This window comes from Salinivibrio sp. IB643, from assembly GCF_001996105.1.
In the GTDB taxonomy this organism is placed as follows: Bacteria; Pseudomonadota; Gammaproteobacteria; order Enterobacterales; family Vibrionaceae; genus Salinivibrio; species Salinivibrio costicola.
Map to the genome: position 1 here is coordinate 39,152 of NZ_MUFF01000001.1, position 26,300 is coordinate 65,451.

The following is a 26,300-nucleotide window of genomic DNA, read 5'->3' on the forward strand; positions in this document are numbered from 1 at the left end:
GCCGAGGCAAAAAAATAAACCAAGCACGAGCGCTCTCGTGCTTGGTTTTTTTACTCGGCAGTGCCGCCTATTTTACTCAGCGGTGCCTGTTTTATCCGGCGATAAAAGCGATTAAGACCGCGCCGAGTACCAAACGATAGATAACAAAAGGGAGCATTCCCACGCGCGTGACCAATTTCAAAAACGCGTGGATACAGGCATATGCACTGACAAACGAAACCAACACGCCCACACCGATTGGCTCTAACGCAACCGGCTCAGGACTCGTTGCCAGTTGCAAACCGAGGTAGGAACCCGCCAGAGTGATGATTGGAATCGACATCAAAAACGAGAATCGTGCCGCGGCTTCGCGTGTGTAGCCCAGCATTAAGGCGGCGGTGATGGTCGCGCCAGAGCGAGATGTCCCTGGGATTAATGCCAGCGCTTGTGCGATACCAATCAACCATGCCCGCGACTGGGTGGTTTGGTATTCGTCATTGGCAAGCCGCGCGTGACGATCGGCCCACCACAATAGGGCGCCAAATATCAAGGTAGTGGCTGCGATCACCCATACCGAGCGTAAGTACAACTCTATCAAGTCTTTTAGGAACAGCCCGGCAAGACAAGCGGGGATAGTCGCTAAGACGATCATCCAAGCTAATTGACTATCGCGGCTGTGTTTTCCTGCTAAGGATGCGAAAAACGCGCCGAGTAAATTCCGGACTTCATGGCGAAAATAGCCGATGACTGCCGCCAACGTGCCCACATGCACAGCCACATCAAACGCTAACCCTTGATCGGCCCAACCAAATAACTGGGAAGGAAGGATCAGGTGCGCGGAGCTGGAAATGGGAAGAAACTCAGTCAGTCCCTGAATCAAGGCTAAAAAGAAGGCTTCGAATAGGCTCATGATGATGATTGATCCTTCAAATAGGCCGGCGTATCAATAGGCCATAGTGGTTGGTGCTGGTCAAATGCCTGCCAAAGTTGAGCGAAGGTACGACCATCTCCCGGCACCGCTTGTGTTGGACACAGTTCGGCGAGCGGCCAAAGGGTAAAAGCAAATTTATAGATATCGTTGCGGGGTAAGGTAGGGCCACTGGGTTGACAGTGATCACCAAAGGTGAGTAAGTCGATATCCAAGGTACGATCGCGATACTTAATGTCATCACGCTGACGGCCATGCTGCCGTTCGATATCGCGGATGGCCTGCCAAAAGGTCTCTAATGGCTGGGCGGTATGAAGTTCGGCAATGAGATTATAAAAGTTAGGGCCTTTAAACCCGACCGGCTCGGCTTCAAAAATGCGAGAAAACCGACACTGTGGATCGAGTTGACGCAGAGCGTGAACGGCCGCTTCAATATGAAAATCGCGCTCAATGTTCGAGCCGATACTGACTAATGCTTGTGTCACCGTGTGCCTCGCTCTATAACAACGCCTACAGACTGTGCGGGCGCCACAGCGCCGGGTTTGGCGACGCGGATTTTCACCCAAGGCACGCCAAATTGAGATTGGATCAGGCTCGCAACCTCTTCGGCGACGCGCTCGATGAGTGCGCAGCGGCTGGCTTGAACGTGGGCAATAACGGCGTCACTGACGCTAGCATAATCAAGCGCAAGGGTGACGTCATCCTGTTGGGCCGCAGGGCGATTGTCGTGCGCCATTTCAATATCGAACACCAACTTTTGCTGGATGGTTTGTTCCCAATCGTAAACACCGATAGTGGTGTACACGTCGAGTTGTTCTATGAATACGGAATCCATGTTTTTTCACACTCCGTGACAGGTCGGATACCACTGTGGTAAGAAAGTTCGTATCATTGGATGTGTCCATTGACAGATGGATACGTGATACGTTCCGATCCATGATAGGTTTATCGATGAACGTGGGCGCACTATAGCAACGAATGCGGCACAAACTCTAGGGATTTCACATGACTGCACTGGCCATTGCCATCATCATCGCTGCCTACTTACTCGGCTCTGTTTCCAGTGCCGTCCTGGTTTGTCGTGCCTTTGGCTTACCCGATCCCAGAGATCAGGGGTCTAAAAATCCAGGCGCGACCAATGTTTATCGGCTCGGTGGACGGTTTGCGGCGGCACTGGTGCTGTTATGCGACATGCTCAAAGGCACGATCCCGGTGTGGCTTAGTTACTTAATCGGGATCAATCCTTTTTTATTGGGGCTAATCGCGATTGCTGCATGCCTTGGTCATATTTATCCGGTGTTTTTTCATTTTCGAGGCGGGAAAGGGGTTGCTACCGCGCTCGGCGCAATGGCACCGATCGGGTTAAGTCTCACTGGATTGCTGGTCGCCACTTGGGGGCTAGTCTTGGTCTTAACCGGCTATTCGTCATTAAGCGCGATCGTCACCGCGATTGTCGCCCCGCTGTTTACCTGGTGGATTAAGCCGCAATTTACCATGCCGGTGGCCATGCTTTCTTGCCTGATTTTATTTCGCCATTACGACAATATCCGACGGTTATTGGATGGAGAAGAAAAGCCTGTTTTACTTCGTTGGTGGCGGCGAGAGCGATAGAGCGCGATACGCAGAGCGCGATACCACCGTGCCTAAATCAAAAAAGACAGCCGATGGCTGCCTTTTGGGGGTGATTGCACTATTTTTCGCGATGGTGCGACTTATTAGGGTGCGACGTATTGATGCACCACGGGTTTATCGCGTTATGTCATGAGTCTGTCTGTTCACTATCAACAGCCGCGAGTGTGTCTAGTGGCCAACGAGGCTGAGCTTTAACCCCGAGTCCCATATGCTCACCGTTTTTAAGTCGCTGCATGCCCGCGTAGGCGATCATCGCGCCATTATCGGTGCAAAATTCAGGGCGAGGATAGAATACATCGCCGCCACGTTTTTTGGTCAGCACATCGAGCTTTTCACGTAGATAACGATTAGCACTGACTCCACCGGCAACCACCAAACGATTCAGGCCACATTGGTCTAAGGCGCGTTTACACTTAATCGCCAGCGTATCGACGACTGCATCTTGGAATGCATAGGCAATGTCTGCTCGTGTTTGATCATCGGTGTCGTTGGCGGCAATGGTGTTCGCCGCGAAGGTCTTGAGGCCGGAAAAGCTGAAATCTAACCCTGGGCGGTCAGTCATCGGACGCGGAAAGGTAAAGCGGCCATGGGTGCCTTTTTCGGCGAGTTTAGACAGTAATGGGCCACCCGGGTAATCGAGATTCATCAGTTTCGCGGTTTTATCAAACGCCTCACCGGCAGCATCATCAATCGATTCACCTAAAATACGGTATTGGCCAATGCCTTTCACCTCTACTAATAAGGTGTGGCCGCCTGACACCAGCAAGGCGACAAAAGGAAAAGCGGGCGGATTGTCTTCAAGCATGGGCGCGAGTAAATGACCTTCCATATGGTGGACACCCACAGCGGGCACTTGCCATGCATACGCAAGACTGCGGCCAATGGTGGATCCTACCAGTAACGCACCCACTAAACCTGGGCCGGCAGTATAGGCGATGCCATCGAGTTGGTCGGGCGTAAGGTTCGCTTGCGCCATGGCCGCTTTAATTAAGGGCAAGGTCTTTTTGACATGATCGCGTGAGGCCAGCTCGGGAACAACGCCGCCATAATCGGCATGCAGTTTTACCTGACTGTAAAGTTGGTGTGACAAAAGCCCTGCCTGATCGTCGTAGATCGCAACGCCGGTTTCGTCACAAGATGTCTCTATGCCTAAAATGCGCATCATAACCTCAGGTTAACAGCCGATAGATTGTGTATTTAAGATCATTGCCCACATGATATAATGTGATGATCGAAGCGGAGAAGAGAGGGTCAGAATAGACTGACCGTGCGCGCAATCTTACATGGCTTAGAAGTAATTCGCTAGATGCGCTTTACATTCACCCCTTCTTCGGATTAGAATTTCGCACCATTTTTAATCAAGGCTGGCCAATTGTTCGCCAGCAGTAACTGACAACCCCCGAGGTGAAAGGCACATGCCAGTAGTTAAAGTACGTGAAAACGAACCATTTGACGTAGCACTGCGTCGCTTTAAGCGCTCTTGTGAAAAAGCAGGTATTCTTTCTGAAGTTCGCCGTCGTGAGAACTATGAAAAGCCAACTACCGTTCGCAAACGCGCTAAAGCCGCTGCTCAAAAGCGTCACCTGAAAAAGTTGGCACGCGAAAACCAACGCCGCGTACGTATGTACTAATAACGATAGATTCAGGAAAATGCTATGGAATTGCTTGAACGTCTAAAAGACGCGCAAAAAACGGCGATGAAACAAAAAGACAAAGCGCGCCTCGGTACGCTTCGTCTGGTAATGGCAGCAATCAAGCAGCAAGAAGTGGATACGCGTCAATCGCTAAGCGATGATGAAATCCTGGCTGTGTTGACCAAAAATGTAAAGCAGCGCCGTGATTCCGTAGCCCAGTACCAAGCAGCCGGTCGTGACGACCTTGCCGATGTAGAGCTTGCTGAGATCGCGGTGATAGAAGAATTTCTACCCCAGCCTCTGAGCGATGACGACGTCGACGCATTGGTGAAAGCAGCCGTTGAAACAACGGGTGCCTCGTCAATGCAAGACATGGGCAACGTCATGGGGGTATTAAAACCCCAAGTACAGGGCCGTGCTGATATGGGGAAAGTAAGCCAGCGTGTCAAAGCGCACCTAGGCTAGATATTCCTCACTTTATAACAAGCCGTGCTTTCCATTATGGACGGCGCGGCTTGTTTGCTTCTCTCCTTATAAATTTCAGGTTATGGCAGGCAGAATCCCGCGCGCATTCATTGATGACTTGCTTTCACGTCTCGACATCGTTGAGATCATAGATGCACGGGTCAAGCTCAAGAAAAAAGGCAAAAACTATAGTGCCTGTTGCCCGTTCCATAACGAGAAAACCCCCTCATTCAGTGTGAGCCAGGATAAGCAGTTTTATCACTGCTTCGGATGTGGTGTGCACGGCAATGCGATTGACTTTATGATGGAATTCGAACGGCTCGAATTTCCGGAAGCGATCGAAGAGCTAGCCAGTGGTCTGGGTTTAGAGGTACCTCGCGAGCAGTCGTCGGGGGGTTCCGCACGGCCCAGCATGCCAAGTGATGATAAGCGCCAAATCTACGAGATGATGGAAGCCATTGCGCGTACCTACAGCGGTGAATTACGCACCGATGCTGGGCAAGTGGCCATCGATTATCTCAAACAGCGCGGATTATCCGGAGAAGTGGTAAAACAGTTTGGTGTCGGGTTCGTTCCTGACCAATGGGATACGATTAAGCGACGTTTTGGGCGCAGCCAAGCCGATCAGCAGCAACTGTTAACGGCAGGGATGCTGATTGAAAATGACAATGGCCATACTTATGACCGTTTTCGTGGCCGCATTATGTTCCCGATTCGCGATCGACGTGGTCGTGTGATTGGTTTTGGTGGCCGGGTATTGGGAGATGGCACGCCTAAATACCTTAACTCACCTGAAACCCCGATCTTTCATAAAGGTCGTGAGTTGTATGGTTTGTATGAGGTGATGCAGTCTTATCGCCATCCCGAACGTATTTTGGTGGTTGAAGGCTACATGGATGTGGTGGCGTTGGCGCAATTTGGCATTGACTATGCGGTTGCCTCATTGGGGACCTCCACCACAGGTGAACATATTCAAACCCTGTTCCGGCAAACCAGTACTATACTGTGTTGCTACGATGGTGATCGTGCCGGTCGTGATGCGGCATGGCGTGCGATGGAGCAAGCCCTGCCTTATATTCATGATGGTCGGCAGCTGAAGTTTATGTTTTTGCCCGATGGCGATGATCCTGACTCCATGATTCGCCAAGAAGGGAAAGAAGGTTTTGAGCAGCGCTTAAGCGAGTCGCAAAGCTTATCGACCTTTATGTTTAATACCTTGCTCAAGCAGGTGGATACCAGTAGCCGAGAGGGCAAAGCCAAGCTAGCTAACTTGGCCGTGCCACTGATTGAGAAAGTGCCGGGTGATACGTTACGTCTTTATTTACGTAATACGTTGGGGCAAAAGCTCGGTATTATGGATGATCACCAGTTGGATACGCTAATCAGCCGGCAAGGACAACCTGTTAAGGTCCATGGTCAGCCTGACATTAAGCGTACACCCATGCGTGAGGTGATTGCCTTATTGGTGCAGTACCCCATGCTTGGTCAAGAAGTGCCGCCGTTACCCTCGGCAGACACCATTGATTTACCCGGGTTAGCGTTGTTAAACCCGATCCTTGAGATCTGTCGACAGCGCCCCCATATCACCACCGGCCAGTTGCTAGAGCACTGGCGGGGAACCAAACAAGAAGCCTTGTTAGCCCGTTTGGCTGGCTGGGACCTACATGTTGACGATGAAAATGCGTCAGAACTTTTTTGCGATTCACTGGATAGAATACTCGCCCAGTGTGTCGAACAACAAATAGCCAAGTTGCAAGCGAAGTCAAATACCGTCGGCTTATCAGTCGAAGAGAAGCGGGAACTGATGCTACTTATACAGAGCCAGTCCGTTTAGAAAGTAGCCAGCAAAGGTGACATTTGTTAAAATTGGCGGTTTGCGTTTCCGCATACTAAATTCTTCACTCAGACCCGAAGTTGGATATCGTCTATGGATCAAAATCCGCAGTCACAGCTAAAGTTGCTTGTCGCAAAAGGCAAGGAGCAAGGCTATCTGACCTATGCCGAAGTTAATGACCACCTCCCGGAAGACATTGTCGATTCCGACCAAATAGAAGACATCATTCAGATGATTAATGACATGGGCATTCAAGTGGTGGAAGCCGCGCCAGATGCCGATGAGTTAATGATGTCAGAAACCGTGGCCGACGAAGATGCAGCAGAAGCTGCGGCGGCAGCTCTATCGAGTGTGGAGAGCGAGATTGGCCGCACCACGGATCCCGTTCGCATGTATATGCGTGAAATGGGGACGGTCGAGCTGTTGACCCGTGAGGGCGAGATCGATATTGCCAAGCGTATCGAAGATGGCATCAATCAGGTGCAGTGTTCGGTGGCGGAATATCCGGCCTCGATTGCTTCACTGCTTGATCAATTCGACAAAGTTGAAGCCGAAGAGCTTCGCTTAACCGACATCATTTCGGGGTTTATCGATCCCGAACAAGACAATATCGCCCCGACCGCGACCCATATCGGCTCCGAGCTCAGTGAAAAAGAGCTGGATGACGAAGATGAAGACGACGACAAAGACGATAGCGACGAAGACGATGAGAGTGAGGAAGATGTCGGTATCGATCCTGAACTCGCACGTGAGAAGTTCAGCGAATTGCGTCGTACTTATTCGGCAATGGAAACTGCGATTCAGAAGTACGGGCGTTATGATGACCGCACTAAATCATCGATCGAAGAATTGTCTGAGACATTTAAACAGTTTCGTCTGATCCCCAAACAGTTTGATCGTTTGGTAAAAGACATGCGTCAGACCATGGACAAGGTTCGCACCCAAGAGCGTTTGGTGATGCGTCTTTGTGTCGATCAGGCGAAAATGCCGAAGAAAACCTTTGTTCAACTGTTTGGCGGTAACGAGTCGTCGGATGCATGGATTGACCAAGCACTTAATTCAGGCAAGCCTTACGCAGAGCGTGTCGCACGTTACGAAGAAGACCTACGCCGTTGTGTGCAGAAGCTAAAAATTATCGAAGACGAAACCGGCCTGTCGGTCGACCGTATCAAAGATATTAGCCGTCGCATGTCCATTGGTGAAGCGAAAGCACGCCGTGCCAAGAAAGAAATGGTTGAGGCGAACTTGCGTTTGGTGATTTCGATTGCGAAAAAATACACCAACCGTGGCTTACAATTCTTGGATCTGATTCAAGAAGGTAACATTGGCTTGATGAAAGCGGTGGATAAGTTCGAATACCGCCGTGGTTATAAATTCTCAACCTATGCGACTTGGTGGATTCGTCAGGCGATCACACGCTCGATTGCAGACCAAGCACGGACCATTCGTATTCCGGTGCATATGATTGAGACCATCAACAAGCTCAACCGTATTTCGCGCCAAATGCTGCAGGAAATGGGCCGCGAGCCGTTACCGGAAGAATTAGCAGAGCGGATGCTGATGCCAGAAGATAAAATCCGCAAAGTGCTGAAAATTGCCAAAGAGCCGATCTCGATGGAAACACCGATTGGTGATGATGAAGATTCACACTTAGGTGATTTTATCGAAGATACCACGTTGGAACTGCCTATGGATTCGGCGACGTCGCACAACCTTAAGATGGCAACCAATGATGTCTTAGCCGGTCTTACGCCACGCGAAGCGAAAGTACTGCGTATGCGCTTTGGTATTGAAATGAATACTGACCATACGCTGGAAGAAGTGGGTAAACAGTTTGATGTGACTCGTGAGCGTATTCGTCAGATTGAGGCGAAAGCGCTCCGTAAACTTCGTCATCCAAGCCGCTCAGAAACACTGCGCAGCTTCTTGGACGAATAAGGTGATACCTGTTTAGCGGACAGCGGTTAAGTGTAACAGCTGTTTGGCACAGCAGCGGTTTAGTGTAATAACAAAAAGGCGAGCCAGTGGCTCGCCTTTTTTTGGGTTTATTGTCGTGATTTTTCTCGTGGGCCAACCCCACACATCGTGGCCGATTAACCTTATCTGCTCGTTAAGTAATAAACAGCGTCGCCAAGCCTAAAAAGGCAAGCAAGCCGACCACATCGGTGATGGTGGTGAGCGCCATGCCGCCCGCTAACGCCGGATCGATATTGTATTTTTTCAGCAATGTCGGTATTGCGACCCCAGCAATGCCCGCGATAAATAGGTTGACCAGCATTGCACCGGAAATAATTAACCCTAACTCAATACTGCCTTTCCAAACCACCACAATGCCACCAATAATAGCGGACCAAATCAGCCCGTTCATCAACCCCACGGTGGCTTCTTTGGCCAGTAACCAGCGGGTGTTGGAATCACCGATATGGCCGACGGCAAGCCCTCGGATCACCAGTGCGACCGTTTGGTTACCCGCTACACCACCCATAGAAGGGACGATGGTCATTAAAACAGCGATTGCCGCCATTTTATCCAGGGTGCCTTCAAACATATTAGAGACGGACGCCGCGGTTAGGGCGGCGAGCACATTGATCCCAAGCCAAATGCTACGACGACGTGCACTTTTAAACGCGGGGGCAAAGGTGTCTTCTTCGTCATCCAAGCCTGCCATACTCATCATCGAATGCTCGGCATCTTCACGAATAATATCGACGACATCATCAATGGTAATCCGACCGACGAGGTGATTACGCTCGTCGACAACAGGGGCGGAAACCCAGTTACGACGCTCAAACAAATGGGCGACATCGCCATCATCCATGGTGACGCTGATCGCTTCATCAGGATCCTCCATGATGTCAGCAATGGCGACATCCGGCTGATTCACCAAGAGGGCACTGATAGGCAAATTACCGATTAATCGGCCATTGGGATCAATCACGTACAAGGTATCGGTGGTATCGGGTAACTCACCGCGCATGCGCAAATAGCGTAAGACCACGTCCACGGTGACATCATCACGAATGGTGACGACGTCGGTGTTCATGATCCCGCCTGCAGACTCCTCAGGATAGGAAAGGGCTTGTTGCACCCGCGTCCTATCTTGGGCATCCATTTGCGCTAGCACATCTTGAGAAACGTCCTGAGGCAAGCTGCGCAGCAAGTAGGCGACATCATCGGTCTCCATGCCCTCGGTGGCTGCCGCAAGCTGATCGGGCGCCATCCGAACCATGATGCCATCTTTGACGTCCTCCGAGAGCTCATCAAGGATTTCCCCCTGATCCTCTGGATCGGTTAATTGCCACAGAACAAGACGCCCTTTTGGCGGCGATGCTTCTAGCAGGTGGGCGGTATCTTCCGGCTCCATGTCCTCAAGCATGCGACGTACGCGTACGAACATCCCTTGCTCAAGGAGTTGAGTGACTTCTTGGAGACGTTGGTGGGTTTGGTTACTTTGTTCTTGTTCTGTTGACTCTGCCATCGGTCACTCCCCCAAATGCAATGACTAAAATTCTAACCCAATCAGGGGGATCTGTCTCATGACAAATCGGTTGAAGGCGGGAGTTGTGGGTGATGAACGCACAGGCTTACGTCGTGGCGTGGGAGGTGACCGTGTCTTCGTCAAATCCCGCATCAAATAACGCTTTGACTGCATCTAGGGCTAACGCTGACTGGGGGCCATCGACCGACACTGTGATCGTTTCGCCTTGTGCTGATTCGAGCATCAGCATCGCCATCACACTGTCTGCATTGGCGGACTTAGTGTCGGTTTGTAGGGTGACTTGCGCATCATAGTCTTGCACTAACTCAACCAGCTTTATCGCGGCGCGGGCATGGAGGCCAAGGCGATTACGGACACAGACCTGTGCTGACAAGGTGGTCATCCTTGTTGCTCCAACGTGCGATGACGGATTTGCACCTGTTCGCCTAACTCATGAAAATAATCAGATAAGTACTGGGCAACATAGACAGAGCGATGTTTACCACCGGTACAGCCGATTGCTACGGTCACATAACTGCGGTTGTTATTTTTAAGCGCCGGGAGCCAAGACTCTAAAAAGCCCTTAATTTGCGCGATTACCATTGCGACATCTGGCTGAGCGGCAAGAAACATGCGGACGGGTTTTTCTAAGCCAGTATGGGGGCGTAACGTGGGCTCCCAATGCGGGTTGGGTAAAAAGCGAACATCAAACACATAATCGGCATCGGCGGGCAAGCCATGCTTGAAGCCGAACGATTCAAACACCATGACAAGATCGCTGCTGGTGCGGCCTAGCACCAATGCACGCACAGATTCACTCAAATCGTGGATAGAGAGCCCGGATGTGTTGATAACGCGATCGGCATGAGCTTTTATCGGTGCCATCTGTTGCTTTTCGGCTTGGATCGCTTGCTCAAGCGACAAATTATGTCGCGATAACGGATGCAAACGCCGTGTTTCACTGAATCGTTTGATCAGATCCTTGTCATCCGCATCCAAATAATAAAGTGTCACATCGCAGATTTGTCGTAATGCCTCTAAGGTATCCGCGATCGGCTCTTTCGCATTCGGAAGGTTACGGATATCTAAACTCACCGCGATTTTGGCGTCGGCGTCATCTTGTGACACGACAAAGTCACGCAGCAAGTTAACGGGTAAATTGTCGACGCAATAGTAGCCAAGATCCTCGAGTACCCTTAGCGCCACTGACTTGCCTGAGCCAGAGCGGCCACTGACAATTTTTAGCATCATAATGTTCCCCGTTAGCCTGATGGCTTATTGCGTAATAATGTTGTAGAGCTCTTGGTCTGAGTCAGCACTGCGAAGTTGACGACATAGCTGTTTATCGTTCAGCTTCTCCGCAATGCTCGAAAGGGTTTGTAAGTGCACCTTACATTGCTCATCGGGTACCAGTAACGCGAATAGTAAATCCACCGGACGTTTATCGACTGCATCAAACTCGATAGGTTCCGCACATTGCAACAACACCCCGATAGCCTGTTGGCTCTCAAGTGTTCGCCCATGTGGGATAGCAATCCCCGCGCCAATGCCTGTGGTGCCGAGTTTTTCACGGCTTAGCATGCATTCAAACAATTTTTGCGCGTTAGTGCCCAGTTTATCCGCAGCAACCTGACTAATAATTTCCAGGGCGCGTTTTTTGCTGGAGCAGTGGACAGCACTACGCGTGCAGTCCACTGAAAGTACATCTTTAAGTTCCATAGCCTAATGCTGTTTGAGCTTTTCTTTGTGTTTACTCAGTTGTTTAACCAGTTTATCGGTCAACCCGTCAATGGCCGCATACATGTCTTGCGACTGTGCTTTCGCATGGAGCTCGCCGTTATTTACATGGAGCGTTGCCTCTGCGATTTGGTCAAGCTTTTGAACATTCAGTACAACATGGACATTGTTAATGTGCTCGAAAAAGCGCTCGAGTTTAGCAAATTTGGTTTCCACATACTCGCGCAATGGTGGCGTGATGTCGACAGACTGTCCAGTCAGGTTGATTTGCATACACATTTTCCTTCTGTTGAGGCGTCTACAATAGACGCTTGCGCTGGTTTGACGGCGCAATGCCAAGTGACTCTCGGTACTTGGCAATGGTCCGTCTTGCAACTTTAATGCCTTGCTCGGCCAGCAATGCGGCAATCTTGCTATCACTGAGTGGCTTGTTTGCCGGCTCGTCAGCGACCAATTTTTTTATGAAGGCCCGAATCGCCGTCGATGAGCATTCACCGCCATTGTCGGTACTCACATGGCTAGAGAAAAAGTATTTCAGCTCGAAAATACCGCGAGGCGTATGCATATATTTTTGTGTGGTGACACGGGAAATGGTCGACTCGTGCATATCCACATCAAGGGCAATATCATTCAAGACCATGGGCTTCATGGCCTCCTCGCCGTATTCAAAAAAGTCATGTTGGTGCTCAACGATACAGCGCGTCACCTTAAGTAAGGTGTCATTGCGGCTTTCCAAGCTCTTAATCAGCCATTTTGCTTCTTGTAAGTGTGAACGAATAAATTGGCCATCAGATGCACTGCAGCCATTGCGTCCGTAAGCGGCATATTGCTCGTTCACTTTCAGTTTAGGCACACTATCTGGGTTAATTTGTACCACCCATTGGCCTTGGTGTTTAAACACGGATACATCAGGGACCACGTACTCAGCTTCGTTGGTGACAATTAAGTTACCCGGGCGAGGCTCTAAACTGTGGATGAGCTGCATCACCGCTTTAAGCTCCGGCTCTTTTAGACGGGTTTCTCGCATGAGTTGGCGATAATCGCGATTGGCCAGTAAGTCCATATGCTCGGTCAAGATCTTGCGCGCGTCTGCCAACCAGGGCGTATTGTCATCATAGGTGGCCAATTGCAGCATTAAACATTCTTGCAGTGAACGCGCTGCAATCCCCAGAGGATCAAAGTGCTGGACGCGTTTAAGCACCGCTTCAACTTCATCCAGTTCAATATCATCACTGCCGAGGCTATCTAAAATATCCTCGGTACTGACTGAGAGATAGCCTTGGTCATCCACCGCATCAATGATAGCCATGGCAATCACGTGATCGTTTTCGGAAAATGGCGTGAGCTCAAGCTGCCATTTTAAATAGTCATATAGCGTCTGCGTGGTTTCCCCTTGATAAACGGGCTGATCATCATATCCACCCACACCGGTATTGCCGGTGCCAGCAGAGTATAAGTGGTCCCATGTCGTATCAACTGGGAGATCATCCGGCATTTCGTTTTTTTCGAACGCATCGGATGTTTCCATGGTATCGGCACTGGCGGTTGCCGTTTCTTGTGAGGTCGCATGCTGATCGCGCTGACTATCACTTTGATCCGTGTCTTGCTCTTGGCCTTCGTCATGTTCCAATAGAGGGTTGGATTCCAACGCTTCTTGGATCTCTTGTTGCAAATCCAACGTCGACAGCTGCAACAGACGAATCGCCTGTTGCAGTTGCGGTGTCATTGCGAGTTGTTGTCCAAGCTTAAGCTGAAGCGTGGGTTTCATAGAGGCTTTACACCTTTCCTTTTTCAACGACCAAAGAGGTTAAAAACGCTTGCTCTGGTCGACAGAGCAAGCGCTTTATTTAACTATAGCCTTGATTGGCATTTTTTAGCGTGAGCCGATCCTACAATTTGAACTGATCGCCCAAGTAAACCCGTTTAACGTGATCATCATTGAGCACCTCATCAGGCGTGCCGTGTGCAATCAAGTGACCTTGGCTGACAATGTAAGCGTGCTCACAGACACTGAGCGTCTCGCGTACATTGTGATCAGTGATGAGCACACCGAGACCACGGTCACGTAAGTGTTCAATGATTTTTTTTATATCGATAACCGAAATCGGGTCAACCCCAGCGAAGGGCTCATCAAGCAAAATAAATTTAGGGTTCGCGGCGAGGGCGCGCGCAATTTCAACCCGTCGGCGTTCGCCCCCAGAAAGCGCCATGCCTAAGCTGTCACGAATATGTTGGATATTAAACTCGTCTAACAAGTCTTCGGCTTTGTCCTGACGCTCTTCTTTCGTCAAGGATTTACGCGTTTGTAGCACCGCCATGAGATTATCGTAGACGCTGAGTTTACGAAATATCGACGCTTCTTGCGGTAAGTAACCAATCCCCAAGCGAGAGCGATTGTGCATGGGTTGAATGCTGATGTCTTTATCATCGATATAAATCGCCCCCTCATCACGGGCCACTAAACCCACAATCATATAAAATGAGGTGGTTTTGCCTGCACCATTCGGGCCAAGCAGACCGACGATTTCACCGGATTTCACTTCCAAGCTTACATCGGCGACGACCTTTCGCCCTTTATAACTTTTTGCCAAGTTGGCCGCTGTCAGTGTTGCCATGTGGCCTCTTATTCCGCGTCTGACTCAGATGAATCGTTATTGGATGAATTTTTTTTACTTGTCGGCTGTAAAATCGTGGTGACCCGTTTGTTGCTATCACTCTCGGCAACCAATTGTTGTTTGTCGATTTCGTAGGTGATCACATTGCCCTCTACCTGGTTGCCACTTTGCTCGAGCATCGCATTGGTCGACATTTTGAGATATTCATTACCGACTTCATAACGCAGTTTGTTCGCTTCGCCATGAATCTGTTTGCCGTCATCCATGGTTTGCTCAAAGGTTGCCGGTTTACCATAGGCTTCGATGGTTTCGCTGCCATCCTTCCCCTCCGGGCGGATAACGATCAGTTTATCGGCCAAGATTTTAATACTGCCTTGGGTGAGCACGACATCTTGTGTGAAGGTCACCGTATTGGTGGCCATGTCCAAATGCTGACTTTCAGATTGAATGTGAATAGGTTGCTCGGTGTCGCTACTCAGCGCTAGTGAGTAGTGCGAAAATAGCAACATCGCACCTGCTAGTGCTTTAACGAGGGGTCGTTTCATATCGGCCTTTAACATCGTCTAACAATTCCATCTGGTGGCTACCGAAGTTGCCCTTCACGCGTTTTCCTGTGGTTTGAAAACGGGTGCCCGTGATGGTGGTAGGACTATCGGACCAAAAATCTCGTGTTGTGAGGTTTAAGGTCACAGAGTCGGTGGTTACCGAATCAATTTGTGCATTCGGCAGTAAATTAAAAATACGGACATTGCCCGTCATAGTGAGCAGGTGCTCGTCCGATAAAACGGCGTAGTTTGCGCTCACACGCCACTCTTCATCTTGGCCGTCTTTATAGGTCCAAAGTACAGGCTCATTAAAATGGGTCTCATCGATTTTGGCGTAGTGCTCAAGATGCTTGGCTTCAACGGTATAACTACGCACACCGTCAGCAGTATACTGCACCGTTTCAATGTCTTCGCCGGTAAACAAAGGCTTTTCTGCATCAGGGGTGACCTGTTGCACCTTTTGCCAACGGTGCTGGGCCAATAGGTAATAGCCGCTGAGTGCACAAAGCACGATCAGTAAAAGCAGGCCTAGCCGCCGAGTCATACACTCAAACCTTTGTGTTGATCGAGCTCGCCACGGGCTTCTAGCAGCAAATCACAGACCTCTCTCACCGCGCCAAACCCACCACGAATGTGGGTGACATGATCAGCACGCGATTTTAGCAGTGGGTGGCCATCTGCGACGCAACAAGACAGCCCCACTTTTTCCATCACTGGCCAGTCAATCAAATCGTCACCAATATAAGCTGTGTGTGCGGGAAGTACATCACAGTGCGAGCATAAATCTTGGTACGCGGCTAACTTGTCGCTTTGGCCTTGATACACATGTTTGACACCCAGTGCGCGCATTCGGTTCTCAACGATCTGAGATTGGCGGCCTGTAATGACAGCAACCTCAATCCCGGCGTTCATCAATGATTTTATGCCGTAGCCATCGCGGGTATGGAATGCTTTGAGCTCTTCGCCTTGATTGCCCATATAGACGCGACCATCAGAAAAAACCCCATCAATATCACAGATGAGTAATTGAATGGCAGCGGCACGCTGGAATACGTCGGCGGCGATAGGGCCGTACAGCGTTTCAATTACGGTAGAGGCCATTAGATCACTCCGGCTTTTAAAAGGTCATGCATGTTAAGGGCGCCAAGCAGCTGGCCGTCTTTGGCAACCAACAGCCCGTTAATTTTTCGCTCTTCCATGAGTTTAAGTCCTTCTGCCGCGAGCAACTCCGGCTCAATCGTCACCGGGCCTTTTGACATCACCGAGCCAATGGTGGTGGTATGCAAATCAATTCGCATATCTAACAAGCGGCGTAAGTCACCGTCGGTAAAAATGCCGGTCAGCTGTTGTTCAGCGTCGACGATAGCGGTCATTCCCAAGCCCTTTTCAGACACTTCTAATAAAGCATCGCGCACGGTGGCTGTTTCGGGTACCACGGGTAAACGCGCGCCTTGATGCATCAAATCACTGATGCGCAGTAACAGCTTGCGTCCTAATGCACCGCCCGGGTGCGAAAGCGCAAAGTCATTCGCGGTAAAGCCCCTTGCTTGCATCAAGGCCATGGCAAGGGCATCGCCCATTACTAAGGTGGCAGTGGTGCTCGAGGTAGGAGCTAATGCCAGTGGGCAGGCTTCTTGCGGGACATGAATGTTGAGATTCACTTTTGCTAACTGCCCCATGCTAGATTGCGCATTGCCCGTCATACAGACCAACGGAATGCCCAAGCGTTTAATCACGGGTAGCAAGGTTAATATCTCACCGGCCTCGCCGGAATTAGAGATCGCGAGCACCACATCGCCTTGGTTGATCATGCCTAAATCACCATGGCTTGCTTCGCCAGGATGGACAAAAAACGCAGGCGTTCCAGTGCTGGCGAGGGTGGCAGCAATTTTTTTGCCAATATGGCCTGACTTACCCATTCCCATCACCACCACTTTGCCGGTGGCGTTCAGCATCAGCTGGCAAGCCGCCTCAAAACGATCATCAATGGCGGCTTTTAATTGTGCAATCGCGTCTTGCTCAATGTTAAGGACATCCAGCCCGGCGCGGCGAAAGTCAAAACTGTATTCACTCATTGTATTGTGTCCGTTTAGGCGGCAGCGTTAATAAATAGGTAACTTTGGTAACCGATATAACAAAGTAAGAAAACGGCGCCTTCGATGCGATTAATACTGCGTGATTTGCCCAACGCAAACACCAGCAACATAATAGACAGCACCAGCATAATATAATAATCACGACTCATGGCATATTCGCTGATCGCTGAGGGGTTGATTAACCCAGGAATGGCCATGACCGCGAGAATATTAAACACATTCGAGCCGATGATATTACCCACCGCCAAATCATCTTCACCCTTCATGACGCCGGCAATCGAAGCGGCAAGCTCAGGAAGGCTGGTGCCAATGGCGATAATGGTCAAGCCAATCACCAGATCACTCATGCCAAAATACTGAGCGATGGTAACCGCGGAGTCGACCACTTGATCCGATGACAGCAACAGTAAAGGCAAGCCGATAATAATCCATATCGCCGCTTTCAGGTTGCTAACATTATTAGGAATGTCAGACTGCTGATCGGCCAATATTGGGTCGGAATCACCTGAATCTTTACCAATTTTAATCATCATTAAAATAAAGATCACAAACAGTGTGATCAGTCCCACCCCTTCGAAAAACCCTAGATGATTATTCCAAAGCAAGGCCCCCGCGAGGACGGTGACCCCAAGCATCAGTGGCAGTTCACGGCGAATAATAGTCGACCCAATCGACAGCGGCTTGATCAGCGCGGTAAAACCAATAATAAGCGCTATGTTGGCGATATTTGAGCCTAAAACGTTCCCCACTGCGGTATCGGTTTTATCGGCGAGGGCAGCGTTGGCAGATACCATCATTTCCGGTGCCGACGATCCCATGGCCAGAATCGTCATGCCGATGATTAAAGGCGAAACGCCGTAGTTTTTCGCGATTGCAGCCGCGCCAAAGACCAGTCGATCGGCACTCCATACCAGCACGATGAGTCCAACAATGAGTATGGCAACCGCTATAACCATGACACCTATCCTTTGCGTTGTGAATTTGGTTCAAATGAGGGGCAATTCTGACGGTTAAAGGGGGAAATGTGAAGCAAAAAGCCCCCATGTGAGTTATCAATCCCGGCATTTTCCATCCACTGACTTACGGATACGATAAAGATGGTTCACCACGAAGCGGGTTGCTGTGACAGGATCATCTTGATGTTGCCGCCATGGAACGGCTACCGATAAACGGCCGCCTGCTCGCGATTAACGATTGCGCCACGGTTAAGGTTTGTATCGCAGCTAAGGCTGGTATCGTCGCCAAGGCTTATATCGCGGCTAAGGCGCGTCACAGGGCAAGGGGCGCACATTGACCTCGTCTTGACATATAAACCGTTTCTTGGCTGCTATTATCACGGATGGGTCACGTCCTGCTTGGCCCGATACGCAAGCTGGCTTGTGTTAGGCGGGGTGACACCTTATTATCAGCCACTTCATTTTGTTCCTTTCCAACCATGAGATGCGGCCATGGCAGCAAAGAGCCTGATAGATATCAATGGGATGACATTCTCACGGGGTGACCGATGCATTTTTGATCATGTCGACTTACAGGTACCACGTGGGCAAATCACCGCCATTATGGGGCCCTCAGGTATCGGTAAAACCACGTTACTACGCTTGATCGCTGGCCAGCTAAAGCCAGACGCCGGTGATATTATTTTTGATGGCCACTCCATTCCCTCGCTAGGGCGTCGCCAATTATTCGATGTCCGCCAGCGCATGAGTATGCTCTTCCAATCAGGCGCCCTGTTTACCGATATGTCGGTATTCGATAATGTTGCCTTCCCGCTGCGCGAACACACAGACTTGGATGAATCCATGATTCATACCATTGTAATGCTAAAGCTTGAGGCGGTGGGATTAAGAGGGGCTGCCGCATTAATGCCCAGCGATCTCTCAGGCGGTATGGCCCGTCGAGCGGCTCTGGCCCGTTCAATTGCCCTTGATCCTGAGCTCATTTTGTTTGATGAACCCTTTGTAGGACAAGATCCCATTACCATGGGCGTGCTGGTGACCTTGATTCGTCAACTCAACCAAGCACTCGGGCTAACGTGTGTGGTCGTTTCACATGACGTGCCTGAAGTGATGAGCATTGCCGATAAAGTGTATCTTTTGGCCGATAGCCGTATTATCGCCAGTGGATCGCCGCAATCGTTGCGAGATAATCCAGACCCTTGGGTGCAGCAGTTTTTAGAAGGGCATGCTGATGGACCCGTGCCATTTCGTTATCCCGCGGGTGAGTTAAAGCAGGAGATTTTCGGTGATTAAAACACAAATCGCGGACATGGGTCGTCGAACCATGCGTGTGGCCGAGTCAATGGGCCGCGCCACCTTTGTGATGACCGGTGCGCTGGTGGGGCGTCCTCAACCGAGTAAAACTTTCCCACTGCTTATTCAACAACTCTATTCTGTCGGAGTACGCTCACTCGCGATCATTATTGTCTCCGGGTTATTTATCGGCATGGTATTAAGCCTGCAAGGGTATTTAGTCTTGTCGGACTTTGGTGCCGAGACCAGCCTTGGGCAAATGGTTGCTTTATCGCTACTGCGCGAGCTTGGCCCTGTGGTCACAGCACTGCTATTTGCTGGGCGGGCGGGATCCGCGCTGACCGCTGAAATTGGCTTGATGAAAGCCACCGAGCAGCTATCGAGTTTAGAGATGATGGCGGTTGATCCGCTGCGTCGTGTCATTGCGCCCCGGTTTTGGGCCGGCGTCATCGCCATGCCCTTACTGGCGGTGATCTTTATGCTGGTCGGGATTTGGGGCGGCGAGCTGGTCGGGGTAGACTGGAAAGGCATTGATCATGGCAGCTTTTGGTCGGTGATGCAGGCATCGGTCGACCTTGGCTACGATGTGGGTAACGCGCTGATCAAAAGCCTCGTTTTTGCTATCGCCGTGACCTGGATTGCACTTTTTAACGGTTATGATGCCACGCCAACCTCGGAAGGGATCAGCCGCGCGACCACACGTACTGTGGTACATTCATCGCTGGCCGTACTCGGCTTAGACTTTGTCCTTACTGCACTCATGTTTGGGAATTAATCATGCAACAGAGTCGTAAAACAGAATTTTGGGTAGGCTGCTTTGTGATCGCAGGGATTGCAGCGCTATTAGCCCTTGCGTTTCAAGTCGCCGATGTTCAGCGTTGGGGGCGGGCAGACACCTACACCCTCACCGCTGAGTTTGACAATATTGGTGGGTTAAAAGTGCGCTCCCCTATCAAAGTGGGGGGCGTTACTGTTGGCCAGGTAACGGATATTTCGCTCAATCCAGACACCTATGTCCCACAAGTGACACTGCAAATCAGTGAAGAAGCGGGACGTTTCCCGGAATCGAGCTCGGCGTCGATCTACACTGCAGGGCTGCTGGGCGAGCAATATATCGGTATTACCCCAGGGTTTGTCGATGAAGCGCTCGGCATTGGCTATTTAGAGGCGGGAGAAAAAATCCAAGACACCAAGTCGGCCCTTGTCTTAGAAGATTTGATTGGTCAGTTCCTCTACAGTATGGGTGACAAGGAGTAAATGGCATGAGAAAGACACTTATCGCATTAGGCTCGGCGCTGAGCTTGATGTTAGTCAGCCTTGGACAGACGGTACAGGCCAGTGAGCCGGTCGACCAATCCAACCCATATCAGCTGATTGAACAAGTCGCAGAGAATACGTTTTCGCGCATACGCAAAGATCGTACCTTGCTCCGCGCTGATCCCGATTTATTACGTGATGTCGTCAAAGACGAACTCCTACCTTATATCCATACGCGCTATGCGGCGTCGCTGATATTAGGCGCCCAGTATTATCGCAAGGCAACGCCTGAACAGCGCGATGCATTTACCGAGGCCTTCACCGAGTACATGATTGCCTCCTATGCACAGATTTTACTCGAATATGACGACCAAACCATTGAGGTTCAAAAGGATAAACCGATTGATCCGAATGATAAAATTGTCAAAGTTCGCGTCGATATGACTGACGCATCACGTCCGCCTATTCGTCTGGATTTTAGCTTACGTAAAAATACGCGGACAGGAAATTGGCAAGCGTATGACGTGACGGCTGAAGGGGTCAGTATGATCCAATCGAAGCAGTCTGAGTGGAAGACACCACTGCGTCGTGATGGTATTGATGCCGTGGTCGAACAATTAAAAGAGATCGCCAAGCGGCCCATCCGTCGTGAAGATAAACAAAAACAGGATGCATCATGAGCGTCAACTTGACGGCTGGCAGCGAGCAGCACTATCACTTGTCAGGACGGCTTGATCGTGACACAGTGCCTGCCTTTTGGCGTCAGCGTCACCAATGGATCCCAACCGATAACGCCTTAACGTTAGACTTAAGTGCGTTATCACGTGTGGATTCAGCAGGAATGGCGATGTTGCTCCACCTTGATCGTACGCTGCGTCATCAAGGACAGCAGGTACGGTATCAAGGGATGCCTGAACAGCTAAAACTATTGTTAACGCTGAGTAATTTAGACACATTTTTTGACGATGCGGAGCATCAACAAGGAGTTTAAACGTGGAAGCAAGCGACGTGAAAGCCATTTTAGAGGCCGCTTTTTCAGAACAGGCTCAGTCAGTGGACGAGCTGCATGTGAAAGGTGATGGCAGCCACTTTGAGGTCATCGCTGTTGCAGAGATGTTTGACGGTATGTCACGCGTAAAAAAGCAACAAACGATCTATGGTCCGTTAACGGATCACATTGCGCGTAATGATATTCATGCGGTCAGCATTAAAGCGATGACACCGGCTGAGTGGGCACGCGATAAAAAGCTGATGCAGTTGTAAGAGGATATGATGCAAAAGTTTCGAGTGACGGGCAATGGCCCGCTTAAAGGTGATGTGGCCATTTCTGGCGCAAAAAATGCCGCCCTCCCGATTTTATTTGCTTCATTACTGGCTGAAGAGCCAGTCGAAGTCGCGAATGTCCCTAAGTTACGCGATATTGACACGACGATGGCCCTGTTATCACGCTTAGGGGCCAAGGTGAGTCGCAACGGGTCAGTGCATGTTGATGCCAGTGAGATTACTGAGCTCTGTGCGCCTTATGATCTCGTGAAAACCATGCGTGCGTCTATTTGGGCACTTGGGCCGTTAGTCGCTCGCTTCGGCAAAGGCGAAGTGTCTTTGCCTGGCGGTTGTGCAATTGGCGCGCGGCCCGTGGATTTGCACATTAACGGCCTTGAACAGCTCGGTGCCACCATCACGTTGGATGAGGGCTATGTGCGTGCAACCGTCGATGGCCGCTTGCAAGGCGCGCATATCGTGATGGACAAAGTCAGCGTCGGTGCGACAGTCACCATCATGAGTGCGGCGACGTTAGCGCAAGGCACCACGGTGATTGAAAACGCGGCGCGTGAGCCAGAAATTGTCGATACGGCCAAGTTCCTCAACATGTTGGGGGCAAACGTCACGGGAGCAGGCACCGATCGCATTGAGATTGAAGGCGTAGAGCGTCTTGGCGGCGGTAAGCACACCGTGGTGGCAGATCGCATTGAAACCGGTACCTTCTTAGTCGCGGCCGCGGTGTCTGGTGGGCATATTGTGTGTCGCCATACCTCGCCAGAGTTACTCGAAGCGGTCCTTCATAAGTTGGAAGAAGCCGGTGCCAAGGTGGTGACGGGTGATGACTTTATCGAATTAGACATGACAGACCGCGAGCTCAAAGCCGTGAACGTGCGTACCGCGCCACATCCGGGCTTTCCAACCGATATGCAAGCTCAGTTTAGCTTGCTGAACTTGGTGGCCAAAGGCACTGGAATAATCACTGAAACCATCTTTGAAAACCGCTTTATGCATGTGCCGGAATTACAACGTATGGGCGCTCATGCAGAGATTGAAGGCAATACCGTGATCTGTGGTGATACCGATAGCCTAAGCGGGGCACAAGTGATGGCGACGGATCTGCGCGCCTCTGCCAGCTTGGTGATTGCCGGCTGTATTGCAAAGGGCGAAACCTTGGTGGATCGTATTTATCATATCGATAGAGGCTATGAGCGTATCGAAGATAAACTGCAGGCCTTAGGGGCTAAAATCGAGCGCATTGACGCCGATGAAGCGAACGAGTCCAGTGATATCGCAGGCTAATTGGCCTTCCTGCTTAACACAAAAAACGCCAGCCCTCACAGGCTGGCGTTTTTTATGGGCGCCCATTTTCGCTATGCGTTGGCTAACGCTGCCGGCTTTCATCGCCCACTTTGACTGGCAAGGTCAGGGTTTCACCGTCTCTGATCAGCGTAATGTTAAGCGTTGAGCCAGGACGCGTATCGGTCACCATATCCATCGCACCGCGTGCACCGCGCACCGGCTTGTCGTTAATTTGAATAATCAAATCTTGAGGCTGAATCCCCGCTTTTTCTGCAGGTCCGTCTTTATCAAGCCCAGCGACCATGACCCCACGTTGCTGCTCGGCATCTAATAATCGGGCCATCACCGGGTTTACATCACGGCCATCAATACCAATATAGCCGCGGATCACTCGGCCATCGGCAATCAGTTTATTCATGATTTTTGCGGTTAAACGGTAAGGGATCGCAAAGGAAATGCCATAGGTTTCAAGGTCGGTTGCTTGTTGAAAAGAGGCGGTATTGATGCCGACGAGCTCACCGCGACTGTTTACCAGTGCCCCGCCAGAGTTTCCTCTGTTAATGGCCGCGTCGGTTTGGAGAAAATCCTGGCGACCATAAAAGCTCATCCCGGTCCGGCCGGTAGCGGAAATGATGCCATAGGTGGTGGTTTGCCCTAAATTATACGGATTGCCGATGGCGAGTACGGTATCGCCCACCGTGGGTTGATAGTTTTGATTGACCGGGATCACGGGGAGATTGTCTGCTTGAATTTTAAGCACGGCTAAATCCGTACGCTCATCTTTACCCACTGTTTGTGCCGTGAAAATGCGCCCATCTTGCAAGGCGACGATCACTTGGTCGGCTGCGGCGACAACATGATAGTTGGTGACGATATAGCCTTTAGCGCTCATGAGCACCCCTGAGCCTAATCCTTGGGTATTAAGCTCTAATTTATCGTTACCGGTATAATTACGGGTGTAGATATTGACGACCGCCGGTGAGGCGCGCTTGACCGCATAGCTAAATGACACCAGTTCTGCCGTGTCTTGGCCGTCGCTTTCAATAAAAGACAGTTCGGATAACACGCCTGAGCGCAAATCAGRCACCGCGACTAATAGCAAGGCAGCCGTGACTAGGCCAATAACCACGGAACGAACAAGTAAAGCCAGCATAAACAATGCCATCCTCAAGCAAAACAAAGCGAGGCTAGAGAATAGCATTGTGAGGTCGGGTTGTGGAAATCATCACCGTCTTGGGCGGATAAAAAAACCATGAGTCAATAAAAATGCCTGCCGACGTGGCAGGCATCAAAATGAAGGTGTGGATAGACGCCGGTTTATCGAATCACGAGATAAAGCGAGCTGTTATCACGCACAATATTAAGGGCGAGCACACCTGGATTATCCTCGAGCAGCTTGCGCAGATCGCCCAAGCTCTCTACTTTGTGTCGATTGACGCCAATAATGACATCGCCCGCGCGTAGTCCATATCGAGCGGCAAGCGAGCCTTCTTCAATCGTGGCAACTTCGACACCTGCTGGTTTCGCATCATGGTTTTTCAACTCTGCGCCAGCCAAAGCTGTGTGGAGGTTATCCGCTTTGGTTTGCGTTTGAGCTGCTTCTTTAAGGGTTGTTTCCATCTCGAGACTTTCACCGTCACGAATCACGCCGAGCTCAACGGTTTTACCTGCCCCTAACGTCGCAATTTTGGCGCGTAACTCACTAAAACTGCGAATACTCTTACCGTTGACAGAGACAATAATGTCACCGGCTTTGAGGCCAGCATCGTCAGCGGCAGAGTCAGGCATTACCTGACTAACAAAGGCGCCGTGCTGGGTGGCGAGCCCAAAGGCATCGGCTAACTCGGCGGTCAATTCCCGGCCAGTCACGCCAAGCATGCCGCGTCGTACCGAGCCATATTCGATGATTTGGTCGACCAAGCTTTTCGCCATATTCACCGGTATCGCAAAGCCAATCCCGACATTGCCGCCGTTCGGGCCCAAAATCGCGGTGTTGATCCCCATCAGTTCACCATTGAGATTGACCAGCGCGCCGCCGGAGTTGCCACTGTTGATCGCCGCATCGGTTTGAATAAAGTTCTCGAAGTTTTCTAAGTTCAAACCACTGCGCCCCAGTGCTGAGATGATCCCCGAGGTGACRGTTTGTCCGAGCCCGAATGGGTTACCAATTGCAACGGCAAAGTCACCAACACGTAAACGATCCGAATCAGCGAGTGGAATTTGCGTCAGATCTTTCGCATTCTCATCGAGCTGCAATAAGGCAATATCAGACATTTCGTCGCTGCCGATCAGGGTTGCATCGTATTCGCGGCCATCTTTGAGTTGGACACGGATCTCATCCGCATCATCAATCACATGATGGTTGGTCACGATATAACCTTTATCGGCATCAATAATCACCCCCGATCCCAAACCACGAAAAGGGCGCTCTTGGACTTGCTCAGACGGAACGTTGGGACCAAAGAAAAACCGAAATGCATCAGGAATACGTTGCTTAGACACCTTGTTGCCTTCCACCGCAATACTGACCACGGCTGGTGAGACTTTTTCTAACATTGGCGCCAAACTGGGCATGGTTTCACCGCTTACCGCCTGAGGCAAGGCGGCATAGCTCGGTAGAGGAGAAAAGGCCGCGCCAAGAGTCAGCGCGGCGACGCTAATTGCGAGTAAAGACTTTTTCATCATGGGTTAACTCCAATTGTCGACGTACAAATTGAGAGTGGGGGCAATCTGAAAAAGTTCAATCCTCGATTAGCTGGCGCGCGAGCCTTAGTCGCTTTTTAACAAGCCCGAGGCGCTGCCAGAATAGTCACGAGGTGGGGTATCTACTTCTAGGTTGGTGATTTTCCCTAGACGCTTGGCAAAGGGGTTATCTTGATCGGGCAAGTCAGGCATCAGATCCGACGATGTCTTGGCCATATGTTGATAGAGCTTATTGTAGTCTTTCGATAAGGTATCAAGCAGTTCAGCACTTTGCGCAAAGTGATCCACAAGCTCTTGGCGGTATTGCTCAAGCTCGTAACGTGACTTTTCTAGCTCCCTTTTCATATTTTTTTGTTGTTTGAGATCGCGCGTGGTCATACGGGCAATAAAAAAGCCCACCGCGATACCGATGACGAGAAAGATCAGGCTATTAATCCAGGCCATAACTGCTCCTTGTGCTCTCACATTGACTGAACACCCTGGGTGTCCGGGAGTCAGTCAGGGCAAGCGACATCACTTGCCTACGTATAATAATATCGTACATCTGCTGGTGGCTTAGCAAGATGAAACGTGTGTTCACTATACA

At 50.5% G+C, this 26,300-nt stretch carries 31 protein-coding genes; 12 read left to right on the forward strand and 19 right to left on the reverse strand.

Annotated elements, in window-relative coordinates:
* Window positions 1-91 precede the first annotated feature (91 nt).
* The 3 genes from BZG77_RS00145 to folB are packed head-to-tail and all read right to left on the reverse strand — an operon-like array spanning window position 92 to window position 1,742.
* Window positions 92-889, reverse strand: coding sequence for an undecaprenyl-diphosphate phosphatase (locus tag BZG77_RS00145; protein ID WP_077645731.1), 798 nt, complete (start codon window positions 887-889; stop codon window positions 92-94).
* A complete protein-coding gene (gene folK / locus BZG77_RS00150) occupies window positions 886-1,392 on the reverse strand; it encodes a 2-amino-4-hydroxy-6-hydroxymethyldihydropteridine diphosphokinase (RefSeq protein WP_077645732.1) in 507 nt (168 codons plus the stop codon). The genes BZG77_RS00145 and folK overlap by 4 nt, the downstream gene beginning before the upstream one ends.
* Window positions 1,389-1,742 carry a dihydroneopterin aldolase gene (folB, locus tag BZG77_RS00155; RefSeq protein ID WP_021022688.1) on the reverse strand — a complete coding sequence of 118 codons (354 nt, stop codon included), beginning with the start codon at window positions 1,740-1,742 and terminating at the stop codon, window positions 1,389-1,391. Before folB ends, folK begins: the two co-directional genes overlap by 4 nt.
* Before the next feature lie 170 nt (window positions 1,743-1,912).
* Between folB and plsY the strand changes: the two genes are divergently transcribed.
* Complete coding sequence (plsY, locus tag BZG77_RS00160) at window positions 1,913-2,518, forward strand: glycerol-3-phosphate 1-O-acyltransferase PlsY (RefSeq protein WP_021022687.1); 606 nt, start codon at window positions 1,913-1,915, stop codon at window positions 2,516-2,518.
* A gap of 148 nt (window positions 2,519-2,666) precedes the next feature.
* Here plsY and tsaD read toward each other — a convergent pair whose 3' ends face one another.
* Window positions 2,667-3,701 carry a tRNA (adenosine(37)-N6)-threonylcarbamoyltransferase complex transferase subunit TsaD gene (tsaD, locus tag BZG77_RS00165; protein ID WP_021022686.1) on the reverse strand — a complete coding sequence of 345 codons (1,035 nt, stop codon included), beginning with the start codon at window positions 3,699-3,701 and terminating at the stop codon, window positions 2,667-2,669.
* A 253-nt stretch (window positions 3,702-3,954) separates the two neighbouring features.
* Between tsaD and rpsU the strand changes: the two genes are divergently transcribed.
* The 4 genes from rpsU to rpoD all read left to right on the forward strand — a co-directional run bounded on the left by rpsU (window position 3,955) and on the right by rpoD (window position 8,410).
* Window positions 3,955-4,170: a 30S ribosomal protein S21 gene (gene rpsU / locus BZG77_RS00170; RefSeq protein WP_021022685.1), complete on the forward strand. Its 216-nt coding sequence runs from the start codon at window positions 3,955-3,957 to the stop codon at window positions 4,168-4,170.
* Between the two features lie 24 nt (window positions 4,171-4,194).
* On the forward strand, window positions 4,195-4,638 hold the full coding sequence (locus BZG77_RS00175) for a GatB/YqeY domain-containing protein (protein ID WP_021022684.1): 444 nt from the start codon (window positions 4,195-4,197) through the stop codon (window positions 4,636-4,638).
* 82 nt (window positions 4,639-4,720) lie between these two features.
* Window positions 4,721-6,472 (forward strand): DNA primase, encoded by a 1,752-nt coding sequence (dnaG, locus tag BZG77_RS00180; RefSeq protein WP_077645733.1) that lies wholly within the window; start codon window positions 4,721-4,723, stop codon window positions 6,470-6,472.
* Window positions 6,473-6,565: 93 nt separating this feature from the next.
* Window positions 6,566-8,410, forward strand: a complete 1,845-nt coding sequence (gene rpoD / locus BZG77_RS00185; protein WP_077645734.1) for an RNA polymerase sigma factor RpoD — start codon at window positions 6,566-6,568, stop codon at window positions 8,408-8,410.
* A 172-nt stretch (window positions 8,411-8,582) separates the two neighbouring features.
* Here the strand turns inward: rpoD and mgtE are convergent, their stop codons facing one another.
* From mgtE to BZG77_RS00245, 12 genes are all read right to left on the reverse strand, one after another.
* Window positions 8,583-9,950, reverse strand: coding sequence for a magnesium transporter (gene mgtE, locus BZG77_RS00190; protein ID WP_021022681.1), 1,368 nt, complete (start codon window positions 9,948-9,950; stop codon window positions 8,583-8,585).
* A 106-nt stretch (window positions 9,951-10,056) separates the two neighbouring features.
* The gene (locus tag BZG77_RS00195; RefSeq protein WP_077645735.1) at window positions 10,057-10,353 is read right to left on the reverse strand and encodes an HPr family phosphocarrier protein; all 297 of its coding nucleotides are present in this window, start codon (window positions 10,351-10,353) and stop codon (window positions 10,057-10,059) included.
* On the reverse strand, window positions 10,350-11,201 hold the full coding sequence (gene rapZ / locus BZG77_RS00200; RefSeq protein WP_077645736.1) for an RNase adapter RapZ: 852 nt from the start codon (window positions 11,199-11,201) through the stop codon (window positions 10,350-10,352). The genes BZG77_RS00195 and rapZ overlap by 4 nt, the downstream gene beginning before the upstream one ends.
* Window positions 11,202-11,225: 24 nt before the next feature.
* On the reverse strand, window positions 11,226-11,669 hold the full coding sequence (gene ptsN, locus BZG77_RS00205) for a PTS IIA-like nitrogen regulatory protein PtsN (RefSeq protein WP_077645737.1): 444 nt from the start codon (window positions 11,667-11,669) through the stop codon (window positions 11,226-11,228).
* Window positions 11,670-11,672: 3 nt separating this feature from the next.
* Window positions 11,673-11,960, reverse strand: a complete 288-nt coding sequence (gene hpf, locus BZG77_RS00210) for a ribosome hibernation promoting factor (RefSeq protein ID WP_021022677.1) — start codon at window positions 11,958-11,960, stop codon at window positions 11,673-11,675.
* Between the two features lie 25 nt (window positions 11,961-11,985).
* Window positions 11,986-13,455, reverse strand: coding sequence for an RNA polymerase factor sigma-54 (locus BZG77_RS00215; protein WP_077645738.1), 1,470 nt, complete (start codon window positions 13,453-13,455; stop codon window positions 11,986-11,988).
* 121 nt (window positions 13,456-13,576) lie between these two features.
* Complete coding sequence (lptB, locus tag BZG77_RS00220; protein WP_021022675.1) at window positions 13,577-14,302, reverse strand: LPS export ABC transporter ATP-binding protein; 726 nt, start codon at window positions 14,300-14,302, stop codon at window positions 13,577-13,579.
* Between the two features lie 8 nt (window positions 14,303-14,310).
* Window positions 14,311-14,847, reverse strand: a complete 537-nt coding sequence (gene lptA, locus BZG77_RS00225) for a lipopolysaccharide transport periplasmic protein LptA (protein ID WP_077460037.1) — start codon at window positions 14,845-14,847, stop codon at window positions 14,311-14,313.
* Complete coding sequence (lptC, locus tag BZG77_RS00230) at window positions 14,828-15,391, reverse strand: LPS export ABC transporter periplasmic protein LptC (RefSeq protein WP_077645739.1); 564 nt, start codon at window positions 15,389-15,391, stop codon at window positions 14,828-14,830. Before lptC ends, lptA begins: the two co-directional genes overlap by 20 nt.
* Window positions 15,388-15,948, reverse strand: coding sequence for a 3-deoxy-manno-octulosonate-8-phosphatase KdsC (gene kdsC / locus BZG77_RS00235; RefSeq protein ID WP_077645740.1), 561 nt, complete (start codon window positions 15,946-15,948; stop codon window positions 15,388-15,390). The genes lptC and kdsC overlap by 4 nt, the downstream gene beginning before the upstream one ends.
* Entirely contained in the window at window positions 15,948-16,922 is a 975-nt protein-coding gene (gene kdsD / locus BZG77_RS00240; RefSeq protein ID WP_077645741.1) for an arabinose-5-phosphate isomerase KdsD, read from the reverse strand. The genes kdsC and kdsD overlap by 1 nt, the downstream gene beginning before the upstream one ends.
* 14 nt (window positions 16,923-16,936) lie before the next feature.
* The gene (locus BZG77_RS00245) at window positions 16,937-17,899 is read right to left on the reverse strand and encodes a calcium/sodium antiporter (protein ID WP_077645742.1); all 963 of its coding nucleotides are present in this window, start codon (window positions 17,897-17,899) and stop codon (window positions 16,937-16,939) included.
* A gap of 492 nt (window positions 17,900-18,391) precedes the next feature.
* On the opposite strand from BZG77_RS00245, the gene mlaF reads away from it, so the two are divergent.
* From mlaF to murA, 7 genes are read left to right on the forward strand one after another with little or no spacing between them, the layout of a single operon-like run.
* A complete protein-coding gene (gene mlaF / locus BZG77_RS00250; RefSeq protein ID WP_021022669.1) occupies window positions 18,392-19,192 on the forward strand; it encodes a phospholipid ABC transporter ATP-binding protein MlaF in 801 nt (266 codons plus the stop codon).
* Complete coding sequence (mlaE, locus tag BZG77_RS00255; protein ID WP_269087438.1) at window positions 19,188-19,967, forward strand: lipid asymmetry maintenance ABC transporter permease subunit MlaE; 780 nt, start codon at window positions 19,188-19,190, stop codon at window positions 19,965-19,967. The genes mlaF and mlaE overlap by 5 nt, the downstream gene beginning before the upstream one ends.
* Window positions 19,968-19,969: 2 nt before the next feature.
* The gene (gene mlaD / locus BZG77_RS00260) at window positions 19,970-20,449 is read left to right on the forward strand and encodes an outer membrane lipid asymmetry maintenance protein MlaD (protein ID WP_077645743.1); all 480 of its coding nucleotides are present in this window, start codon (window positions 19,970-19,972) and stop codon (window positions 20,447-20,449) included.
* A 5-nt stretch (window positions 20,450-20,454) separates the two neighbouring features.
* Window positions 20,455-21,129: a phospholipid-binding protein MlaC gene (gene mlaC, locus BZG77_RS00265; RefSeq protein ID WP_077645744.1), complete on the forward strand. Its 675-nt coding sequence runs from the start codon at window positions 20,455-20,457 to the stop codon at window positions 21,127-21,129.
* Window positions 21,126-21,440, forward strand: coding sequence for an STAS domain-containing protein (locus tag BZG77_RS00270; RefSeq protein ID WP_021022665.1), 315 nt, complete (start codon window positions 21,126-21,128; stop codon window positions 21,438-21,440). The genes mlaC and BZG77_RS00270 overlap by 4 nt, the downstream gene beginning before the upstream one ends.
* Before the next feature lie 17 nt (window positions 21,441-21,457).
* Window positions 21,458-21,712: a BolA family protein gene (locus tag BZG77_RS00275; RefSeq protein ID WP_394329756.1), complete on the forward strand. Its 255-nt coding sequence runs from the start codon at window positions 21,458-21,460 to the stop codon at window positions 21,710-21,712.
* Between the two features lie 9 nt (window positions 21,713-21,721).
* Window positions 21,722-23,011, forward strand: a complete 1,290-nt coding sequence (murA, locus tag BZG77_RS00280; RefSeq protein WP_021022663.1) for a UDP-N-acetylglucosamine 1-carboxyvinyltransferase — start codon at window positions 21,722-21,724, stop codon at window positions 23,009-23,011.
* Window positions 23,012-23,093: 82 nt separating this feature from the next.
* Here the strand turns inward: murA and degS are convergent, their stop codons facing one another.
* From degS to zapG, 3 genes are all read right to left on the reverse strand, one after another.
* The gene (gene degS / locus BZG77_RS00285; protein ID WP_077645745.1) at window positions 23,094-24,164 is read right to left on the reverse strand and encodes an outer membrane-stress sensor serine endopeptidase DegS; all 1,071 of its coding nucleotides are present in this window, start codon (window positions 24,162-24,164) and stop codon (window positions 23,094-23,096) included.
* A gap of 164 nt (window positions 24,165-24,328) precedes the next feature.
* Entirely contained in the window at window positions 24,329-25,693 is a 1,365-nt protein-coding gene (locus BZG77_RS00290; RefSeq protein WP_108743917.1) for a Do family serine endopeptidase, read from the reverse strand.
* A gap of 87 nt (window positions 25,694-25,780) precedes the next feature.
* Window positions 25,781-26,158 (reverse strand): Z-ring associated protein ZapG, encoded by a 378-nt coding sequence (zapG, locus tag BZG77_RS00295; protein ID WP_077645747.1) that lies wholly within the window; start codon window positions 26,156-26,158, stop codon window positions 25,781-25,783.
* Between the last annotated feature and the right edge of the window lie 142 nt (window positions 26,159-26,300).

Coding starts and splice junctions, on each gene's coding strand:
- BZG77_RS00145 (WP_077645731.1), bottom strand. CDS start 889: ATGAGCCTATTCGAAGCCTTCTTTTTAGCCTTGATTCAGGGACTGACT.
- folB (WP_021022688.1), bottom strand. CDS start 1,742: ATGGATTCCGTATTCATAGAACAACTCGACGTGTACACCACTATCGGT.
- plsY (WP_021022687.1), top strand. CDS start 1,913: ATGACTGCACTGGCCATTGCCATCATCATCGCTGCCTACTTACTCGGC.
- tsaD (WP_021022686.1), bottom strand. CDS start 3,701: ATGCGCATTTTAGGCATAGAGACATCTTGTGACGAAACCGGCGTTGCG.
- rpsU (WP_021022685.1), top strand. CDS start 3,955: ATGCCAGTAGTTAAAGTACGTGAAAACGAACCATTTGACGTAGCACTG.
- BZG77_RS00175 (WP_021022684.1), top strand. CDS start 4,195: ATGGAATTGCTTGAACGTCTAAAAGACGCGCAAAAAACGGCGATGAAA.
- dnaG (WP_077645733.1), top strand. CDS start 4,721: ATGGCAGGCAGAATCCCGCGCGCATTCATTGATGACTTGCTTTCACGT.
- rpoD (WP_077645734.1), top strand. CDS start 6,566: ATGGATCAAAATCCGCAGTCACAGCTAAAGTTGCTTGTCGCAAAAGGC.
- mgtE (WP_021022681.1), bottom strand. CDS start 9,950: ATGGCAGAGTCAACAGAACAAGAACAAAGTAACCAAACCCACCAACGT.
- BZG77_RS00195 (WP_077645735.1), bottom strand. CDS start 10,353: ATGACCACCTTGTCAGCACAGGTCTGTGTCCGTAATCGCCTTGGCCTC.
- rapZ (WP_077645736.1), bottom strand. CDS start 11,201: ATGATGCTAAAAATTGTCAGTGGCCGCTCTGGCTCAGGCAAGTCAGTG.
- ptsN (WP_077645737.1), bottom strand. CDS start 11,669: ATGGAACTTAAAGATGTACTTTCAGTGGACTGCACGCGTAGTGCTGTC.
- hpf (WP_021022677.1), bottom strand. CDS start 11,960: ATGCAAATCAACCTGACTGGACAGTCTGTCGACATCACGCCACCATTG.
- BZG77_RS00215 (WP_077645738.1), bottom strand. CDS start 13,455: ATGAAACCCACGCTTCAGCTTAAGCTTGGACAACAACTCGCAATGACA.
- lptB (WP_021022675.1), bottom strand. CDS start 14,302: ATGGCAACACTGACAGCGGCCAACTTGGCAAAAAGTTATAAAGGGCGA.
- lptA (WP_077460037.1), bottom strand. CDS start 14,847: ATGAAACGACCCCTCGTTAAAGCACTAGCAGGTGCGATGTTGCTATTT.
- lptC (WP_077645739.1), bottom strand. CDS start 15,391: ATGACTCGGCGGCTAGGCCTGCTTTTACTGATCGTGCTTTGTGCACTC.
- kdsC (WP_077645740.1), bottom strand. CDS start 15,948: ATGGCCTCTACCGTAATTGAAACGCTGTACGGCCCTATCGCCGCCGAC.
- kdsD (WP_077645741.1), bottom strand. CDS start 16,922: ATGAGTGAATACAGTTTTGACTTTCGCCGCGCCGGGCTGGATGTCCTT.
- BZG77_RS00245 (WP_077645742.1), bottom strand. CDS start 17,899: ATGGTTATAGCGGTTGCCATACTCATTGTTGGACTCATCGTGCTGGTA.
- mlaF (WP_021022669.1), top strand. CDS start 18,392: ATGGCAGCAAAGAGCCTGATAGATATCAATGGGATGACATTCTCACGG.
- mlaD (WP_077645743.1), top strand. CDS start 19,970: ATGCAACAGAGTCGTAAAACAGAATTTTGGGTAGGCTGCTTTGTGATC.
- mlaC (WP_077645744.1), top strand. CDS start 20,455: ATGAGAAAGACACTTATCGCATTAGGCTCGGCGCTGAGCTTGATGTTA.
- BZG77_RS00270 (WP_021022665.1), top strand. CDS start 21,126: ATGAGCGTCAACTTGACGGCTGGCAGCGAGCAGCACTATCACTTGTCA.
- murA (WP_021022663.1), top strand. CDS start 21,722: ATGCAAAAGTTTCGAGTGACGGGCAATGGCCCGCTTAAAGGTGATGTG.
- zapG (WP_077645747.1), bottom strand. CDS start 26,158: ATGGCCTGGATTAATAGCCTGATCTTTCTCGTCATCGGTATCGCGGTG.